Source organism: Amycolatopsis sp. NPDC051716, from assembly GCF_040681595.1.
Classification (GTDB): Bacteria; Actinomycetota; Actinomycetes; order Mycobacteriales; family Pseudonocardiaceae; genus Amycolatopsis.
In genome coordinates, this window is sequence record NZ_JBFAZA010000049.1 from 24,011 (window position 1) to 41,846 (window position 17,836).

At 70.7% G+C, this 17,836-nt stretch carries 17 protein-coding genes and 1 riboswitch; of the genes, 7 read left to right on the top strand and 10 right to left on the bottom strand.

Translation table 11 applies throughout. The features are described from left to right. Window positions 1-53 precede the first annotated feature (53 nt). On the bottom strand, window positions 54-1,148 hold the full coding sequence (locus tag AB0M30_RS42485; protein WP_364596777.1) for a hypothetical protein: 1,095 nt from the start codon (window positions 1,146-1,148) through the stop codon (window positions 54-56). Window positions 1,149-1,499: 351 nt separating this feature from the next. On the opposite strand from AB0M30_RS42485, the gene AB0M30_RS42490 reads away from it, so the two are divergent. From AB0M30_RS42490 to AB0M30_RS42505, 4 genes are all read left to right on the top strand, one after another. Beyond that, window positions 1,500-2,102, top strand: a complete 603-nt coding sequence (locus AB0M30_RS42490; protein ID WP_364596780.1) for a 50S ribosomal protein L25/general stress protein Ctc — start codon at window positions 1,500-1,502, stop codon at window positions 2,100-2,102. 9 nt (window positions 2,103-2,111) lie between these two features. Continuing rightward, entirely contained in the window at window positions 2,112-2,705 is a 594-nt protein-coding gene (gene pth / locus AB0M30_RS42495) for an aminoacyl-tRNA hydrolase (protein ID WP_103336890.1), read from the top strand. A 21-nt stretch (window positions 2,706-2,726) separates the two neighbouring features. Then, entirely contained in the window at window positions 2,727-3,044 is a 318-nt protein-coding gene (locus tag AB0M30_RS42500; protein WP_103336889.1) for a DivIVA domain-containing protein, read from the top strand. A gap of 212 nt (window positions 3,045-3,256) precedes the next feature. Then, complete coding sequence (locus tag AB0M30_RS42505) at window positions 3,257-3,613, top strand: DivIVA domain-containing protein (RefSeq protein ID WP_364596783.1); 357 nt, start codon at window positions 3,257-3,259, stop codon at window positions 3,611-3,613. A 127-nt stretch (window positions 3,614-3,740) separates the two neighbouring features. Here the strand turns inward: AB0M30_RS42505 and AB0M30_RS42510 are convergent, their stop codons facing one another. From AB0M30_RS42510 to metG, 9 genes are all read right to left on the bottom strand, one after another. Then, on the bottom strand, window positions 3,741-5,429 hold the full coding sequence (locus tag AB0M30_RS42510; RefSeq protein ID WP_364596786.1) for a fatty acyl-AMP ligase: 1,689 nt from the start codon (window positions 5,427-5,429) through the stop codon (window positions 3,741-3,743). Window positions 5,430-5,485: 56 nt separating this feature from the next. Beyond that, complete coding sequence (locus AB0M30_RS42515) at window positions 5,486-7,252, bottom strand: ABC-F family ATP-binding cassette domain-containing protein (protein ID WP_364596789.1); 1,767 nt, start codon at window positions 7,250-7,252, stop codon at window positions 5,486-5,488. Window positions 7,253-7,256: 4 nt separating this feature from the next. Further along, complete coding sequence (locus AB0M30_RS42520) at window positions 7,257-7,574, bottom strand: hypothetical protein (RefSeq protein ID WP_364596792.1); 318 nt, start codon at window positions 7,572-7,574, stop codon at window positions 7,257-7,259. Then, window positions 7,571-8,533, bottom strand: coding sequence for a 4-(cytidine 5'-diphospho)-2-C-methyl-D-erythritol kinase (locus AB0M30_RS42525; protein WP_364596795.1), 963 nt, complete (start codon window positions 8,531-8,533; stop codon window positions 7,571-7,573). The genes AB0M30_RS42520 and AB0M30_RS42525 overlap by 4 nt, the downstream gene beginning before the upstream one ends. Window positions 8,534-8,602: 69 nt before the next feature. Then, entirely contained in the window at window positions 8,603-9,616 is a 1,014-nt protein-coding gene (locus tag AB0M30_RS42530; protein ID WP_364596798.1) for an ATP-binding cassette domain-containing protein, read from the bottom strand. 207 nt (window positions 9,617-9,823) lie between these two features. Beyond that, window positions 9,824-9,914: riboswitch (SAM riboswitch) on the bottom strand. Between the two features lie 129 nt (window positions 9,915-10,043). After that, the gene (gene rsmA, locus AB0M30_RS42535; RefSeq protein WP_364596800.1) at window positions 10,044-10,880 is read right to left on the bottom strand and encodes a 16S rRNA (adenine(1518)-N(6)/adenine(1519)-N(6))-dimethyltransferase RsmA; all 837 of its coding nucleotides are present in this window, start codon (window positions 10,878-10,880) and stop codon (window positions 10,044-10,046) included. A 185-nt stretch (window positions 10,881-11,065) separates the two neighbouring features. Next, window positions 11,066-12,493 carry a transglycosylase family protein gene (locus AB0M30_RS42540; RefSeq protein WP_364596803.1) on the bottom strand — a complete coding sequence of 476 codons (1,428 nt, stop codon included), beginning with the start codon at window positions 12,491-12,493 and terminating at the stop codon, window positions 11,066-11,068. 209 nt (window positions 12,494-12,702) lie between these two features. Next, window positions 12,703-13,539, bottom strand: coding sequence for a TatD family hydrolase (locus AB0M30_RS42545; RefSeq protein ID WP_364596806.1), 837 nt, complete (start codon window positions 13,537-13,539; stop codon window positions 12,703-12,705). Between the two features lie 9 nt (window positions 13,540-13,548). After that, complete coding sequence (gene metG / locus AB0M30_RS42550; RefSeq protein ID WP_364596809.1) at window positions 13,549-15,345, bottom strand: methionine--tRNA ligase; 1,797 nt, start codon at window positions 15,343-15,345, stop codon at window positions 13,549-13,551. A 52-nt stretch (window positions 15,346-15,397) separates the two neighbouring features. On the opposite strand from metG, the gene AB0M30_RS42555 reads away from it, so the two are divergent. The 3 genes from AB0M30_RS42555 to AB0M30_RS42565 all read left to right on the top strand — a co-directional run bounded on the left by AB0M30_RS42555 (window position 15,398) and on the right by AB0M30_RS42565 (window position 17,811). Further along, window positions 15,398-15,997, top strand: coding sequence for a PadR family transcriptional regulator (locus AB0M30_RS42555; protein WP_364596812.1), 600 nt, complete (start codon window positions 15,398-15,400; stop codon window positions 15,995-15,997). An 82-nt stretch (window positions 15,998-16,079) separates the two neighbouring features. Continuing rightward, window positions 16,080-17,057: an ATP-binding cassette domain-containing protein gene (locus AB0M30_RS42560; protein WP_364596815.1), complete on the top strand. Its 978-nt coding sequence runs from the start codon at window positions 16,080-16,082 to the stop codon at window positions 17,055-17,057. After that, on the top strand, window positions 17,047-17,811 hold the full coding sequence (locus tag AB0M30_RS42565) for an ABC transporter permease (protein WP_364596818.1): 765 nt from the start codon (window positions 17,047-17,049) through the stop codon (window positions 17,809-17,811). Before AB0M30_RS42560 ends, AB0M30_RS42565 begins: the two co-directional genes overlap by 11 nt. Window positions 17,812-17,836 lie beyond the last annotated feature (25 nt).

Consider the following 17,836-nt stretch of genomic DNA (forward strand, 5'->3'; position numbering starts at 1 on the left):
CGGAAGATCACCTACTTCAACGGAAGCAACACACCCGGGGGTAGGTGTCCAGGTCAGCCGCCGAGACCGGCGAACTCCGCGGCCACCCGCTGCTTGACGGCGTCGACGTCCAGGCCCGCGCGCACCTCCGCCGACGCGCTCGGCTTCGACAGCACCTGGTAGCTGGCCGTGCGGTTGGGCAGCTTGAACTTCACCGCGCAGGACAGCTGGATCGTCTTGTACGGCTCCGCGTCCCCGGCCGTCGTGCACGTCTGCGCGCCGAGCGAATCGGCGCTGACCTCGACCGAGAGGGTGATGTGGACGACGCTCTTCTCCCCCGACGCCGGCGTGCCGACGACGCTGTTGGAGACGTCGACCGTGGTCGTGCAGGAGCCGACGAAGTCCTTGCAGTCGAGGTGGTCGTCGGTGACGACGGCGCTGGCCTGCACCAGCCCCTCGAACGGCTGCCCCAGCCCGCCGACGGCGGCGTCGAGGTCGGTGTGGAACGCCTTCACCGCGTCCCCGGTGAGCGCGGCGACCTGGAACTCGGCGCCGTACTTCGGGCCGTTCTGCGGGTCGAGCAGCGTCGGGGCGAAGCTGACCAGGCGGTTCGGCTTGGCCGTCGTGACGCGCAGGACGCTGGGCGCGGCGCCGAGCTGGTAGACCTCGGTGCCGTCCGGCAGCTTCGCCTTGACCGGCTCACCCTGCCGGTCGAGCCCGGTCAGCGCCTTGCGCAGCCCCGAGGCGAGCGCCGGCGGGGTGAACCGGGCCGCCGGGTCGAAGGGCAGTTCGGAGCCGAGCGAGCGCACCCAGCTCGTGCCGAACTGCGTGCTCTCGTCGATGGCGTGCGCCTTCCAGTAGTCGGCGTCGGCCTGCAGGTAGAACTGGGCCGCGGCGGCCGTCACCTGGATGAAGCGGCCGTCCAGCGGCAGCCCGCCGACGGCGTAACCGCCGCGGGTGATCCGGAACTGCTGTTCGGCACCCTGGACCGTGGACTTCAGCGCGAGCGCCGGCGCTTGGCCCAGCGCTGTGAGGGCCGCGTCGACCGCGTCGCGCTGCTCGGCGCGCCGGTCCGCCGTCGCCTGGTCGGCCGCGGAGACACCGGCGGTGCCGGCGACCGCCACCTGACAGCCCGCCAGCAACCCACCCAGCAGCAGCACCGCCGCCACCCTGCTCCCTCGAGCCCGCATTTACCGCCCCCTGCTTCTCCCGCTACCGAGCACACCTCGGCCGGCGTCGTCCCGCCACCGGATTTGTGTCGTCACGTACCGGGGTTCCAGGAGGGTTCTAGCCTGGGCCGGGCACCCGCCGCAACCCACCGTGATGAGGTTGGTTTACACTCTTGAGGTTGTCTCGGCGAGGCGGGGCCCTTCTGGGGTGCCCGGCGTGATCGACGCGGCGGCTCGAGTAGCCCCCGTCGTCGTGCACGCCCGGAAACTCGCCGCCGAAACTTCCTTGAACCGAACACATCGGCTTCCCCCGCCGCAGCATGCTGTCTTGATTTGAAGGAGTGCCACACCGTGTCCGAGGTACGTCTGTCCGTCGAGCCGCGCACCGAGTTCGGCAAGGGCGCCGCGCGCCGCACGCGTCGCGCCGGCAAGATCCCCGCCGTCCTCTACGGCCACGGGTCGGACCCGCGGCACTTCGCGCTGCCGGCGATCGAATTCGCCCGCGTCGTCCGCGAGAACGGCTCGAACGCCGTCATCACGCTGGACCTGGAGGGCTCGGTCGAGCTGGCCCTGACCAAGACCATCGTGGTCCACCCGCTGAAGAACTACATCGAGCACGTCGACCTGCTGGTCGTGAAGCGCGGCGAGAAGATCGTCGTCGACGTCCCCGTCGTCGTGACCGGCAACCCCGGCCCGGGCGGCCTGGTCAACCAGGACGTCGACACCCTGCAGGTCGAGGTCGAGGCGCTGCACATCCCGGAGCAGTTCGAGGTCTCGATCGAGGGCCTCGAGATCGGTTCCCAGGTGCTGGCCGGCCAGGTCGAGCTGCCCCAGGGCGCCACCCTGATCACCGACCCGGAATCGCTGGTCGTGGCCGTCAACGAGCCGCAGCGTGAAGAGGCCGGCGACGAGGACGAGGCGGCAGGCGAAGAGTCGGCCGAAGCGGCCGAATAGCATCGCGGTATGACCGAAGACCTGCCTGGGGCCGGCGAGCTGATCCTGCTCGCCGGCCTCGGCAATCCCGGGCCCCAGTACGCCGGAAACCGGCACAACGTCGGGTTCATGGTGCTGGACGAGCTGGCCGCCCGCGTCGGCGGCAAGTTCAAGACCCACAAGACCGGCGGCGAAGTGCTCGAGGGCCGGCTGGCCGGCCGCCGCGTGGTGCTGGTGAAGCCGCGCTCGTACATGAACCTCTCCGGCGGTCCGGTGGCCGGTGCGGCGCGGTTCTACAAGGTCGAGCCGTCCGGCATCGTCGTGGTGCACGACGAGCTCGACGTCGACTTCGGCGCGCTGAAGCTGAAGCTCGGCGGCGGCGACAACGGCCACAACGGACTCCGCTCGATCTCGAAGTCGCTGGGCACCCGCGACTACTACCGGGTGCGGTTCGGCATCGGCCGCCCGCCCGGCCGCCAGGACCCGGCGGACTTCGTGCTGAAGGACTTTTCGACGGTCGAGCGCAAAGAACTCCCGTTGGAGGTGGACCGGTGCGCGGACGCGACCGAAGCGCTGATCGGCACCGGCCTCGCGGCCGCGCAGAACTCCTTCCACGCGGGCTGACATGGGTGGCGAGGTGAAGCCATGACTCCGGACGAAGCCCGGTCGATCGCCTTCGGCAAACCCCGGTTCGGCCGTCGCGGCTACAACGAGGACGAGGTGGACGCCTTCCTCGACCTCATCGCCGAGGCACTGGCCGGGCGGAACATCCTGACGCCGGACGACATCCACTACGTCGAGTTCACGATCATGCCGGTCGGCATGCGCAGCTACGACCAGGCCCAGGTCGACCTGTTCCTCGACGAGGCCGAGGCGGCGCTGGTGGAGCTGCGCAACCCGCGGCCGGCGGAAGTCGAGGAGCAGCAGCGGCCGCAGGGGCCCCGGAAGTGGTTCGGCCGCTGACGCGGTTCTTTCTCGGGGTTCGGCCCCGGACCCCTGGGTGTCACGGTGTGAACCCGGCCACACAGCGCTGCGTAGCGCCGGCTCACCCGAAGGCGGGCGCGAGGCCGCCCGTCGGGGTGAGGTTGGGGGCAGCCCCTTTCGGGCAGCCTGTTCACGGGTTAGGACGGTGTACGGGAGTTCTCACCCGCCCAACCCCGGAATCGGAGAGTTCCATGTCGTTCACCGCCGAAGACCTCGCCGAGGTCACCTTCGGTAACGCCCCGATCGGCCGCCGTGGTTACGCGAAGCACGACGTGGACGCGTTCGTCCGGCGGATCGCCAAGACGCTCGCCGACGAGGACGACTTGACCGCCGCCGAAGTGCACCACGTGATGTTCGCGAAGCCGCTGATCGGCAAGCGCGGCTACGACGAGCGCGAGGTCGACGAGTTCCTCGACGCGGTGGAAGACCAGCTCGCCGCCCGCACCGGCCAAGCTCCGGACCTCCCGGGCGCCCGCACGGCACCGGAAGCCACCGCTGAACGCGCCACCCCGCCGACACTCCGCGCGGTGCGCGTCCAGCAACGCTGACCCTCAACCGCCCCAATGTGGCCTTCGGTGCGTTGAACGCACCGAAGGCCACATTGGGTGCGTTCAACGCAACCAAGGCCACATTGGGTGCGTTCAACGCAACCAAGGCCACATTGGGGCGTTCGGGTCAGGCGTCGGCGTTCTTCTTGATCCGGTCCGCGTACTGCTGCGCCGTCGCCGCGCGCTTGACCTTGCCCGACGGCGTCTTCGGGAGGCTGCCCGCCGGGAGCACCACCACCGCGTACGGCCGCATGTCCACCGCGTCGCGGACCCGGGCCGAAACCTGCTTCATCAGGTCCTTCTCGGCTTCGGCATCCCCCGCCAGCTTCGACTCGACGACCACCGCGAACCGCTCGCGGCGGCTGCCCGCGTCCAGCCGGACGGCCACCGCGTTGCCCGCGCGCACGCCCTCGACCGAGGTCGCCGCGCGCTCGATGTCCGTCGGGTACAGGTTGCGGCCGCCCATGATGATGACGTCCTTGCGGCGGCCGCAGATGACGATCTGGCCGTCCACCAGGTAGCCGAGGTCGCCGGTGTTCAGCCACCCGTCGTCGTCCTGCGTCGCGAGCGGGCCGTCCATGGTCAGGTAGCCGGGTGTCACGGCCTCGCCGCGCAGCCGGATCTCGCCGACCTGACGCTCGCCCAGCCGCGAACCCGCGTCGTCGACGATCTCCGCTTCCAGCCCGTCGAGGGGCCGGCCGAGCAGCGCGAACGATCGGACGCCGTCGGTGCCGCGCCGCGGGTCGCCTTCGGGGACGGGCACCGCGCGGTTGTCCGCCTCCAGCGCGTCGGCCTCGACGACGTCGAGGGTGAGGCCGGTGAACAGCGGCGCGAACGACACCGCGAGCGTCGCTTCGGCCATGCCGTAGGCCGGGAAGACGCACTCCGCCGGCATCTTGAACCGGGCTCCGGCGTCCACGAAGGTCTGAACGGCGGTCTCGTCGATGGGCTCGGCGCCGTTCAGCGCGATGCGCAACGTCGAGAGGTCGTAGGCGTCGTCCTCGTCGACGCGGGCCATCCGGCGCCCGACGATGGCGTACGCGAAGTTCGGGGCCGCCGTCGTGGTGCCCTGGTACTTCGTGATGAGCTCCGGCCAGATCAGCGGCCCGGAGAGGAACTCGACCGGCGTGATCTTGACCAGCTCGACGCCGAAGGTCATCGGCACGGTCAGGAAGCCGACCATCCCCATGTCGTGGAACGTCGGCAGCCAGGACACCATCACGTCGACGTCGAAGTCGAACTCCGCGCGCTCGACCATGGCCTTGACGTTGGAGTACAGGTTCCCGTAGGTGATCCGCACGGCCTTCGGGTCGGCGGTCGAGCCGCTGGTGAGCTGCAGCAGCGCGGTGTCGCCCTCGTCGGTGACGACGACGTCCGGCAGCGGCTCGGCGGCGGCCAGCTCGGTGACGAGCTTGAACCCGATGCCCTTCTGCTCCAGGACGGGCGCCAGCTGGTCGAACGGTTCGCCCAGCAGCACGAGGTCGGAGCCGATCATGCCGAGCACCCGCACGGTGTCCTCGGCCCATTCGGCGAGATCGGTGCGCGGGGTCGGCTGGTGCAGCATGGTGACGCTGCCACCGGCCAGCCAGACGGCCTGCACGGTGGGCGCGATCAGCACCGGCGCCGCGGCCAGCACGGCCACGGCACCCCCGCGCTCGAACCCACCGGCCACCAGCCCACCGGCGATCCGCCGCGCTTCGGCGTGCACCTCGGCCCAGGTCCGCCGGACCGGCTCCTTCGGCTCCCCGGTGACCATGCCGCGCTGCTGCCCCCGCTTCGTCGCGGTGGCGACGAGCGTGTCCACGAACCTGCTCATGGCTGGAACATTACTGTCTCGGTGTCAACGCCCGCCGCGCAAAGCGGAAACCTGGGTCACTCCAAGAGCTCGGACGTCTCCAGCCAGCGCCCCTCGACGTCCTCGATCTCGCCCTGGACGCCCTTCAGCGTCGCGTTCAGCTCCATCAGCTTCGCCGGGTCCGTCGCCGCCTCCAGCAGCGACGCGTGGAGCTTCTCCTCCTTGGCGTGCAGCTGGTCGAGCTTGCGCTCCAGCCGGCCGAGCTCCTTCTGCGCCGCGCGCAGGTCCGCCGCCGACTTCTTCGCCTCGGCCTTGGCCGCCGTCGGAACCGCCGCGGCCGCCGGTTCCTTGTCCAGGGCGCGGCGGTTCAGGTACTCGTCGATGCCGCCCGGGAGGTGGGTGATCCGGCCGTCGCCGAACAACGCGACGATCGTGTCGCACACCCGCTCCACCAGGTAGCGGTCGTGGGAGACCACGACCATCGTGCCCGGCCAGCCGTCGAGGAGGTCCTCCAGCTGCTGCAGTGTGTCGATGTCCAGGTCGTTCGTCGGCTCGTCGAGCAGCAGGACGTTCGGCTCGGCCATCAGCAGCCGGCACAGCTGGAGCCGGCGCCGCTCGCCACCGGAGAGGTCCGCGACCGGGGTCCACTGGCGGGCCGCCGGGAAGCCGAGCTTCTCGCCCAGCTGCGACGCCGTCATCTCCTGCTTGCCGAACACCACGCGCCCGGCCACCTGCTCGATCGCCTGCAGCACGCGCAGGTCGCCGGGCAGGTCGTCGAGCTCCTGGCGCAGGTGCGCGAGCGCGACCGTCTTGCCTTCGACGCGGCGGCCGGTCGAGCCCTCGACGTCCCCGCCGAGCAGCTTCAGCAGCGACGTCTTGCCCGAGCCGTTGACGCCGACCAGGCCGATCCGGTCGCCCGGGCCGATCCGCCAGGTGACGTGGTCGAGCAGCGTCCGCTCGCCGACCTGGTACGTCGTGTCTTCCAGCTCCAGCACGGTCTTCCCGAGCCGCCGCTTCGCGAACGCCTGCAGCTCGACGGAGTCACGCGGCGGCGGGACGTCGGCGATCAGCGCTTCGGCCGCCTCGATGCGGTAACGCGGCTTCGACGAGCGGGCCTGCGGGCCGCGGCGCAGCCACGCCAGCTCCTTGCGGGCCAGGTTCTGCCGCTTCTCCTCGGCCGTCGCGGCCAGCCGGGCGCGCTCGGCGCGCGCGAAGATCCAGTCGGCGTAGCCGCCTTCGTACTGCTCGACGCGGCCGTTCGCGACCTCCCACGTCAGGGTGGCGACGGTGTCGAGGAACCACCGGTCGTGCGTGACGACCACGACCGCGATCCGCCGCGTGAGCAGGTGGTCGGCGAGCCACTGGACACCTTCGACGTCCAAGTGGTTGGTCGGTTCGTCGAGCACGACGAGGTCGAGCTCACCGGTCAGCGCGGCCGCCAGCGAAACCCGGCGCCGCTCGCCACCGGAGAGGTTCGCGGTCGGCGTGTCGAGCCCGATCGCGGTGATGCCCAAGCCGTCCACAATGGACCGAACGCGCGCGTCGGCCGCCCATTCGTGCTCGGCACCGTAGCGTTCGAGCACGACCTCGCCGACGCTGCTGCCGTCCGGCAGCTCCGTCCGCTGGGTGACGACGGCCATCCGCAGGCCGCCGACATGGCTCACCCGCCCGGAATCGGGCTCGGCGAGTCCGGAAAGGACATCCAGCAGGGTGGTCTTGCCGCCGCCGTTGAGGCCGACGACGCCGATGCGCTGCCCGGCCGCGACGCCGAGGGAGACGCCGTCCAGCAGTGGCTTAACCCCGTAGGACTTGCTCACCGACTCGAGATTGACCAGGTTGGCCATCCGTTCAGCCGATCCTTTCGTTGGGAGGTGCCGGCACGATGACGAACCGGGACTCGGCGGTCTCGGCGAAATGGCGATATTTCAACGCGGGCAACGGTTCGGCAAGCCGGCGTGCGCGGGCCGAGCCCACTCCGCTTCCCGAACGACACTGCGACTCGGCGGCTCTGCTCACAACGCGACACCGACCGAGCCGTATTCCGATGCCGGCTTCGCCGCTGCGCCGGGCCGGCCACGCGGAGGCCGAAAGCTTTTCCCCGGCAGGAATCCCCGCGACCAGCTTGTCGCGCAGCGGGCCGGGGAACGCGAACTCGGCGTGCTTCACGCGTGCACCCGCGGCGGCGCCGGGCGTGGCGCGTCGTCGCCGCCGACCACGCGGGCGCCGGGGACCGGGCCGTGGGCCACGCGGACCGTCCGGCACACCCCCGCGCCCGACAGCTCGGCCGCGACCTCCACCGCCGACTGCGCGTCTTCGCAGAGGAACGCGCACGTCGGACCGGAGCCGGACACCGTGCCCGCCAGCGCGCCCGCGTTGACCCCCGCCCGGAGCGTGCGGCGCAGGCCGGGCCGCAGCGAGACCGCCGCCGCCTGCAGGTCGTTGCCCAGCAGGAGAGCCAGCTGGCGCGGGTCGCCGGAGGCCAGCGCCTCCACGACCGGCGTGTGCGAGCCGATCCGGGGCGGGTTGCCCGCCGCGCGCAGGCGGTCCAGTTCGCCGAACACCTTCGGCGTCGACAGCCCTTCGGCGTCGAAGGCCAGCACCCAGTGGAACGTGTGCCGCGACAGCACCGGGACCAGCTGCTCACCGCGGCCGGTACCCAGCGCGGTACCGCCGTAGAGCGCGAACGGGACGTCGCTGCCCAGCCCGGCGGCGATTTCGGCCAGCTCGTCGCGGGTGACGTCGAGGTTCCAGAGGCTCGCCAGCCCGACGAGCGTCGCCGCCGCGTCGGCGCTGCCGCCCGCCATCCCGCCGGCGACCGGGATGCCCTTGCGCAGCACCACCCGGATCTTCGGTTCCCCGGTGCGGCCGACGTGCCCGGCCAGCGCTTCGACGGCCCGCCAGGCCAGGTTCTCGGGACCGGTCGGGACCGAGCCTTCCCCCTCGCCGTAGACCTCGATGCCGGGCTCTTCGGTGACCGCGACGGTCACCTCGTCGGTCAGCGACAGCGCCTGGAACACGGTCACCAGCTCGTGGTAACCGTCTTCGCGCAGGTCGTCGACCGACAGGTGCAGGTTCACCTTGGCCGGGACCCGGACGGTGACTGGGGGCGGAACTACGGCGAGCACCCGACCAGCCTACGTGCCCGCGAAAACGCCCCGATGCGACGTGCGCATCGGGGCGTTCTCGTGGCCGGATCAAGCCGCCGCGACACCCTGCGGGCCGCGAGCGGTGTAGGTCACGTGGCCGCCGCGCTCGGCGACCCACGCCAGTGCCGCGTCGGCCCGTTCGCCGCGGACGCCGAGGCGGAAGCGGCCGACCGGGGTGTCGCCGATGCGGGTCAGGCCGCCGCCGATGGTGGCGAACTCGACGTCGAAGCGGCCCGCGGCCTCCGGCAGCAGCGCGCCGACCGAGGCGAACCCGACCAGCACGACGTCGGCCGAGCGGTCGTAGCGCGCCGCCTGCGCGCGGACGGTCTCGATGGCCGGCAGCAGCGCCTGCGCGGTGCGGCTGGCCGGGTCCGAGATCAGGTCGAGGACCGTGCCGCGCTCGACGACCGTGCCGTCCTCCAGCACCGCGACGTCGTCGCAGACCCGGCGGACCACGCCCGCGTCCGGCGTCGTGACGACGACGGTGACGCCCAGCTCGGAACGCGCCCGGTCGAGAACGGCGAGCACCGCACCGGCCTCCTCCGGGTCGACACCGGCGGTCGGGTCGTCGGCGAGCAGCACGGCGGGCGCCGCCGCCAGGGCCTTCGCGACCGCGACGCGGCGGAGCTGACCGGCGGACAGTTCGCCCGGGCGCTGCGCGGCGCGCGGGGTCAGGCCGACGAGGTCGAGCAGCGAGCCGACCCGGCTGCGGCGCTGCGGGCCGTCGACGCCGAGCTGCTCGAGCGGGGAGGCGATGTTGCCGGCGATGGTGCGCTCGGCGATCAGCTCCGGTTTCGTCGAAACGACACCGAGCTGACGGCGGATCTCGCGGAGGCGGCGGCCGTCGAGGGTGCCGGTGTTGAGGCCGTCGAGGCGGACGACGCCGCGGTCGGGGCGCTCCTGCAGCGCGATGCAGCGGGCGAGGACGGACTTGCCGGACCCGGCGGGACCGACCACGCCGAAGAGCGAGCCGGCCTGGACGTCGACGCTCACGTCCCGGAGCGCGACGACGGAGTTTCCGTTGGTGGCAAAGGTTTTGGACAGATTTTCGACGGTGATCACGAAGGCTCCAGAAAACGGGGTGCACGCATGGCGGCACCCGGCCGCAGGCAAGTTCCGTCCTGTTAGGACGGTGCGTGAAGAAGAGGTGGACCGGCTACGACAAGCTCAGTTGGAGCGTCGACATGCGGTCACGGAGCGGCGGCCTTCGTCGACTACGCGACGCCTGGTCAGGAGCAGGGGGCGAGCTACCCTCTTCATCGAAAACGGCCTCCATCGGTCCTGGCGGTAGCACCTGCCCTGTGGAGGGTGGTTGCTGCGACTTCGGCGAGCCAGGTCTCTCAGTCGCTCGGGATGGACGTACTGAGTAAAACCGATCCCGAGGAGCGAACGCAAGCCTGTTGGCCCAGATCACACGAGTGGAGGTGTCCGAATCGCGGGATCAAGGGCGGCGAGGGCGTATTTTCACGCCGCTTCCACTGTGGAACGGCTAACGCGCGGCGGCGATCCGGGCGAAGTCGTGCACGCCCAGCTGCTCGCCGCGGGTCCGGGGGTCGATCCCGGCGGCCGTCAGCAGCTCGCCGGCGCGTTCGGCCGAACCCGCCCAGCCCGCGAGCGCGGCCCGCAGCGTCTTCCTGCGTTGTGAGAAGGCGGCGTCCACCAGGCCGAAGAGCAGGTCCCGGTCTTCGGACGCCGTCGTGTCGCCGCGCTCGAAGGCGACGAGCGCGGAATCGACGTTCGGCACGGGCCAGAACACCGAGCGCGGCACGGCGGCGACCTTGCGCGCGGTCCCGTACCAGGCGAGCTTGACGCTGGGCACGCCGTAGATCCGGCTGCCGGGGCCGGCGGCCATCCGGTCGGCGACCTCGGTCTGCACCATGACGAGGCCCTTCCGGAGCGAGGGCACCTCGGCCAGCAGGTGCAGCACAACCGGCACGGCGACGTTGTAGGGCAGGTTGGCGACCAGGGCGGTCGGCGCGGGCAGCTGCTCGCGGGTGATGCGCATGGCGTCAGCACCGATGACGGTGAGCCGTCCGGCCGCGTCGGGCCCCCGCTCGGCGACAGTCTTGGGCAGCCGCTCGGCGAGCTTGGGATCGATCTCGACGGCGACGACGTGGGCGCCGGTGGCGAGCAGCCCGAGGGTCAGCGACCCGAGCCCGGGCCCGACCTCGAGGACGACGTCGCCGGGGGCGATGGCCGCCAGCTCGACGATCCGGCGGACGGTGTTGGGATCGTGCACGAAGTTCTGCCCGAGCTTCTTCGTCGGCCGCACGTCGAGTTCGGCCGCCAGCCCGCGGATCTCGGCAGGTCCCAGCAGTTCAACCACCGGACGAGCCTACCCAGAGGGCCGGAGCACGTACCCGGACGGTCGGTTGATGTACCCGGAGGGTCGGCTCGCGTGATTGGAGGGTCATCACCCGTGATTGAGGGGACGACACGCGTGATTGGCGGGACGACACGCGGAACGGCCCCCGTCCGAGGTGGACGAGGGCCGTTCCGGGAAGTGGAGCGTCAGGCCTTCTTGCCGCAGACGGGCCAGGCGCTGTAGCTGCCGCCGCGGCCGGCCTTGACCTTCTCCGCGACCGCGATCTGCTGCTCACGCGAGGCCTGGTTCGGCAGCGCGGCGTACTCGTCGCCGCCGTAGGCGTCCCACGTGCGCTTGTCGAACTGGAGGCCGCCGTAGTAGCCGTTGCCGGTGTTGATGGCCCAGTTGCCACCCGACTCGCACTGCGCGATGCGGTCCCACGCGGAACCGTCGCCGATCTCCGGGGTCGGGGCCTGCTTGGTGCCGACGTGGATGATCTTCGGCTTCGGCTGGGTGATGACCTTCTCGGAGACGCTCTCGCGAGAGACCTCTTTGCCGTTCTTCTGCGTGACCTTGTAGGTCACCATCTTCTCGCCCGGCGTGCCGGGGTCCTCGACCGAAGTCTTGCCCTTGGCGAGGTCGGGGTCGTCGACCTTCTGCTCGGGCGGGTCGATGGACTCCTTCTGGGTCACCGTCGAGACGCCGGTGCGGCTGAGGTGCACCTCGGCGCCGTCGGTCAGCTTGACGTCCAGGCCGCCCTCGGCCTGGTCCTCCGGGCCCAGGGTGAGCTTGTACTCGCCCAGGAACTCCTTCGTCGTGACCGCGGTCGTCTTCACCTGCTTCGGCGCGTTGGCCCCGTCGAACAGGGTGATGGTCTTCAGGGTCTTGATCTCGACGGTCGCGCCCTGCAGGGGCAGCTCGCCGTCCTTCGGCATCGACATCCACGTGCCGGGCTTGTCCATGCCGGTCATGCCGAGCTGGGACAGCGCGTCGCCGAGGTGGGTCGCGCGGACCCAGGAGGTGTGCTCCGCGCCGTCGACGATCATCTTCAGCTGGCGCCCGCGCTCGAGCTTGATGACGCCGCCGTCGCCGACCTCCGCCTGCGGGGAGGGGGAAAGCGAGTCGTGCGCGCCGACGGACAGGCCCGCGTCCTCGAGCACCTCGCCGACGGTGCCGCCGAAGGAGTGCACGGTCTGCTGGTGGCCGTCGACGTCGACGGTGATGCTCTTGTTCATCGCCAGCGCGGCCGCGCCGCCACCGGCGACGCTGATCATCACGCTGAGGACGGCGCCCTTGAGGAACCGGCGCTTCCAGATCTTGGTGGTCTCGCGGAGACCCTCGTCGAGCGCGGCCCGCTTGGCCTGCGGGGACGCGGTCCGGTCCGCCTCGATCTCGTCCGGGATGACGATCGGCGGCAGGTACGTCGTCTCGGCGTTGATGAGCCGGATCAGCTCGTCGACGTCGACGTCGATCTCGGCCATCATCGCGTCGGCATCGGGGCCGAGTGCGGCGAGGATGTCCTGCTGCGTGATGTTCGGGTCGTCGGAGAAGTCGAGCTGGCCGTATGCCGTGTCCTCGAAATGACTGCGTTCGAGGACGGCGGAGCGCGCTCCAGCCTGTCTGCTACCTGTCACCGGGGATCGTTCCCTTTCACGAGACGACGGTCGGGGGCGCCGTCTCTACGACTGGGCGTGACGATCGGCAACTGCTGAACGCAGGTCCGACCGGCACGATCACGGGACAGTAACGGGTTGCGGCGGGTTCCGCAAACACCCCCCGGAGTGTCGTGATCTGGGTCACTCCATCAGGTGGCCGAACAGGGAACCCTGTTGTCGCAATGCGTTCAACCCGTTGTGACACTGGGGAGTCGGTAGACGCGCTCGGCGGTGGTCCGGACCGATTCGGCAACCACGTGGACAGCTTCGCCCCTGAGCGCCGCGAGGTGACGGACGGTGTAGGCGGCGCCGAACGGCTCGTTCGGCCGCCCACGGAACGGGTGGGGGGTCAGAAACGGCGCGTCGGTCTCGACGAGGTACTGCCCCGGCGGGCAGAGCCGGGCCGCCTCGTGGAGACCTTTGGCGTTCTTGAACGTGACGGTGCCCGCGAAGGAAAGGACATAACCCGCGCCGACGCACTTGCGCGCCATTTCGGCGTCCCCGGAAAAGCAATGGAAAATTACGGCATTCGGCGCACCCTCTTCGGCCAAGATGCGCAGCACGTCGTCGTGGGCCTCGCGGTCGTGGATCATCAGCGGCTTGCCCAGCCGCTTCGCGAGGTCGATGTGCCAGCGGAACGCCTCCTGCTGGGCGTCGTGCGGCGAGTAGTCCCAGTAGTAGTCGAGGCCGGTCTCGCCGACGGCGACCACGCGGTCCCCGGCCGCCAGCCGCTCGACCTCGGCCCGCTCGGCCTCGCCGAACTCCTTGGTCCGGGTCGGGTGGATCGCGACCGCGGCGAAGACGCGCCTGTCCCAGCCCGCCGCCTCGACGGCCCAGCGGGCCGAGGCGAGGTCGTCCGCGACCGTGACGACGCGGGCGACGCCGGCGCGCTCGGCGCGGTCGACCATGGCCGTGACATCGGCCGCGGTGACCGCGCCGCACGCGTCGAGATGGGTGTGCGCGTCCACCACCGACACCGGGAGCCGGTCCGGGACCGGCGGCAGCTCGCGCTTCTCTTCACCCATGCGTACCTCTTACTCCTTGACGATCGGTGCCCACTCCGGGCCGGTCTCGCCCAGCTCGGGGTCGAGCTTGGCGAACAGCGGCGACGGCTTGGCGAGCGGCTTGCCGACCTCGATCGGCTTCGACTCCCACTTCGCCTGCTCGCTCGCGTAGTCGCCGGTGAGGATCGGGTTGACCCGGCCGTCGATGTCGAGGTCGTCGACCTCCTTGAGCTCCGGCTGGGCCGCCCAGACGCCGGTGCCGCCGAGGGCCTCGTGCACCTTCTGCGCCGAGTGCGGCAGGAACGGCGTCAGCAGCGTGTTGGCGTCGGAGACGACCTGCAGCGCGGTGTGCAGCACCGTGTCGCGCCGCGTGGGGTCGTCCTTGAGCTTCCACGGCTCCTGGTCGGAGATGTACTTGTTCGCCGCGGTGACGACCTTCATCGCCTCGGCCGCCGCCAGCTTGAACCGCGACCGGGCCAGGTGCGCGCCCGCGGTGTCGAACGCCTTGCGGGACAACGCCTTCAGGTCCTCGTCGGCTGCCGTCGGGGCCTCCGGGCGCGGGATGGCGCCGACGTTCTTGTGCGCCATCGAGATGGACCGGTTGACCAGGTTGCCCCACTCGTTGGCCAGCTCGAAGTTGGTCCGGCGGACGAACTCGTCCCAGGTGAAGTCGGTGTCCTGGGTCTCCGGGCCGGCGACCGAGATGAAGTACCGCAGCGTGTCCGGGCCGAAGTCGCGCAGGAAGTCCTCGACGTAGATCACGCGCCCGCGCGAGGTCGAGAACTTCGAGCCGCTCATGGTGAGGAACTCGCTGGAGACGATCTCGTCCGGCAGGTGCAGCCTGCCGTACTTGCCGGGCTCGCCGCCCTTGTCGCCCTCGCCGTTGTGGCCGAACAGCAGCGCCGGCCAGATCTGGGCGTGGAAGGTGATGTTGTCCTTGCCCATGAAGTAGTACGACCGGGCGTCGGGGTTGTTCCACCACTCCTGCCACGCGTCCGGGTTGCCGGAGCGCCGAGCCCACTCGACGCTGGCCGAGAAGTAGCCGATCACCGCGTCGAACCAGACGTAGAACCGCTTCAGCGGCTGGTCGCGCCAGCCGTCGAGGGGAATCTTGACGCCCCAGTCGAGGTCGCGGGTGATCGGCCGGGGCCGCATGTCGTCGATCAGGTTCTTGGTGAAGTTGAGGACGTTCGGGCGCCAGTCGGTCTTGGTGCCCAGCCAGTCGCCGAGGGTCTTGGTGAACGCCGGCAGGTCGAGGAAGTAGTGCTCGGTCTCGACGAACTTCGGCGTCTCGCCGTTGATCCGCGACTTCGGGTTGATCAGCTCGGCGGCGTCGAGCTGGTTGCCGCAGTTGTCGCACTGGTCGCCGCGCGCGCCGTCGTACCCGCAGATCGGGCAGGTGCCCTCGACGTAGCGGTCGGGCAGCGTGCGGCCGGTGGACGGGCTGATCGCCCCGCGCGTGGTCTTCGGCGCGACGTAGCCGTTGCGGTGCAGCGCCAGGAAGATCTGCTGCGTCACCTCGGCGTGGTTGCCGGTCGTGGTCCGGGTGAACAGGTCGTAGGAGAGGCCGAGGCCCTGCAGGTCGGTGCCGATCTGGCGGGTGTACTTGTCCGCCGTCAGCTGCGGGGTGGAGTTCTCCTTGTCGGCCTGGACCGTGATCGGGGTGCCGTGTTCGTCGGTGCCGGAGACCATGAGCACCCGGTTGCCGGCCATTCGCTGGTAGCGGGAGAAGACGTCGGACGGGACGCCGAATCCGGACACGTGGCCGATGTGGCGGGGGCCGTTGGCGTAGGGCCAGGCCACCGCGGTCAACACAGGGGTGCTCATACCTTATTAGCCTACGGAGGGCGTCACGCGCATTGTCGAGAGGGAGGCCCGGTTGTCGGCGACACGGTTGCTCGTGCTCGGGGTGGTGCGGATGTACGGCCGCGCGCACGGCTACCAGGTGCGGCGCGAGCTGCTGACCTGGTCGGCGGACAAGTGGGCCAACGTCCAGCCCGGGTCGATCTACCACGCGCTGAAGAAGATGACCGCCGAAGACCTGCTGGAGCAGGTCGACGTCGAACCGGGCGAGGGCGGGCCGGACCGGACCGCCTACCGGCTCACCGGCGAGGGCGAGCAGGAGTACCAGGTCCTGCTCTCGAAGGCGCTGTCCGATCCCCAGCTCAACCACCCCGACCTCTCGGCCGCGATCTCGCTGATGACCACCCTGCCCCGGGCGCGCGTGATCAACCTGCTCCGGCACCGGCTGGTGCACCTGGAGGCCGAGCAGCGGCAGGCGGGGCTGATGCTCGAGGAGCTGAAGGTCAACATGGGGCTGGGCACGCCGGAGCACGTGGGCGAGCTGTACCGGCTGTGGGGCGGGATCACCGACGCGAGCCTGAGCTGGTTGCAGCGCCTGATCGAGCGGCTCGAAGCCGGCGACTACGTGATGGCCGGCGAGTCCGGCGAAGTCTTCGGCGCACCGCCCGGCCGGTAATCAAGTTTGACTAGCGAATCCCGCTGGGGCACAGTGTGCGCTTCGACTAGTCAAGCTTGACTACCCATCGAGAGGGGTTCTCATGATCACCGCACGCGGTCTCGAGCGGCGGTTCCGCCGCAAAGGCCGCACCGGGGGCGAAGTCCACGCGGTCAAGGGCGTCGACCTCGACGTCGAAGCGGGTGAGCTGGTCGGCTTCTTCGGGCCGAACGGCGCCGGGAAGACGACCACGCTGCGCATGCTGACCACGCTGCTCGAGCCGACCGCGGGCACCGCGACCGTCGGCGGCCGCGACCTGCTGTCCGACCCGCTGGGCGTGCGCGAGCGCATCGGGTACGTCGCCCAGGGCGGCGGCAGCGCGCCGGAGAGCAAGGTCGCTGACGAGCTGGAGCTGCAGGGCCGGCTCTACCGGATGAGCAAGGCCGACGCGATCGCGCGCGGCGCCGCCCTCGCCGAGCAGCTCGACCTGACCGGGCTGGACCAGCGGCCGACCAGGACGCTGTCGGGCGGCCAGCGGCGACGGCTCGACATCGCGCTCGGGCTGATCCACTCGCCGGGCCTGGTGTTCCTCGACGAGCCGTCGACCGGCCTCGACCCGCAGAGCCGCGCCAACCTGTGGGAGCACATCCGCCGGCTGCGCGCCGACCAGGGCGTCACGGTCTTCCTCACCACCCACTACCTCGACGAGGCGGACGCGCTGTCGGACCGGCTGATCGTGATCGACGACGGCCGGATCGTCGCCGAGGGGACGCCGGACGCGCTGAAGGCGCGGGTCAACGGCGACCGCGTCGAGGTGGGCCTCGATCCCGGCCAGGCCACGGACGCCGCGGAGATCGCGGGACGACTCGCCGGCGCCCGGGAGCTGTCCGTCGACGGCGGGAAGGTCCGGTTCCGGGTGCCGCGCGGCGACGTCGCGCTGCCGGAGCTGCTGCGCGCCCTGGACGCCAAGGGCCTCCCGATGCTGTCGGTCCAGGTCCACCGGCCGACGCTCGACGACGTTTTCCTGACCCTGACCGGGCGTTCGCTGCGGGAAGCGGAGGAGGGCACTCGTGCTGCGTGACACCTGGCTGATCTTCCGCCGCGAAATGACGGCGGCGCTGCGCAACCCGACCTGGGTGCTGATCGGGATCATGCAGCCGCTGCTCTACCTGTTCCTGTTCGGGCCGCTGATGGTCCGGGCCGTGCAGGCCCAGGGCCTGTCCGAAGTGGACGGCTGGATGCTGCTGACCCCGGCGCTGATCGCCCAGCTGGCGCTGTTCGGCAGCTCGTTCGTCGGCTTCGGGCTGCTGGCCGAATACCGCGCCGGCGTCGTCGAGCGGTTCCGCGTGACGCCGGTCAGCCGGGTCGCGCTGCTGCTGGGCAAGGTGCTGGCCGGCGCGCTGCAGGCGGTGGTCCAGGCCGTGCTGATCATCGTGCTGGCCGCGCTGGTGTTCCCGCTCGACGCCCCCGTCGGCGGCGTGCTGCTGAGCCTGGTGATCGTGTTCCTGCTGGCGGTGTCGCTGGCGTCGTGCTCCTACGCGCTGGCGTTGACGCTGAAGAGCGAGGAGACGTTCCCGGCCCTGCTCAACGCGGTCCTGATCCCGCTGCTGCTGCTCTCCGGGATCCTGCTGCCGATCACCGCCGGGCAGGCACCGGACTGGCTGTACACGGTTTCGCGGATCAACCCGTTCCGGCACGTCGTCGACGTCGAGCGGCACAGCTTCGCCGGCGACTTCTCGATGGACGCCCTGTTCACCGGCAGTGTCGTGGTGCTGGTGATGGCGGGGTTGTCCCTGTGGTGGGGGACGCGGACCTTCCAGCGCGACAATGCCTGATCGACGGGCCTGATCGACGGGCCCG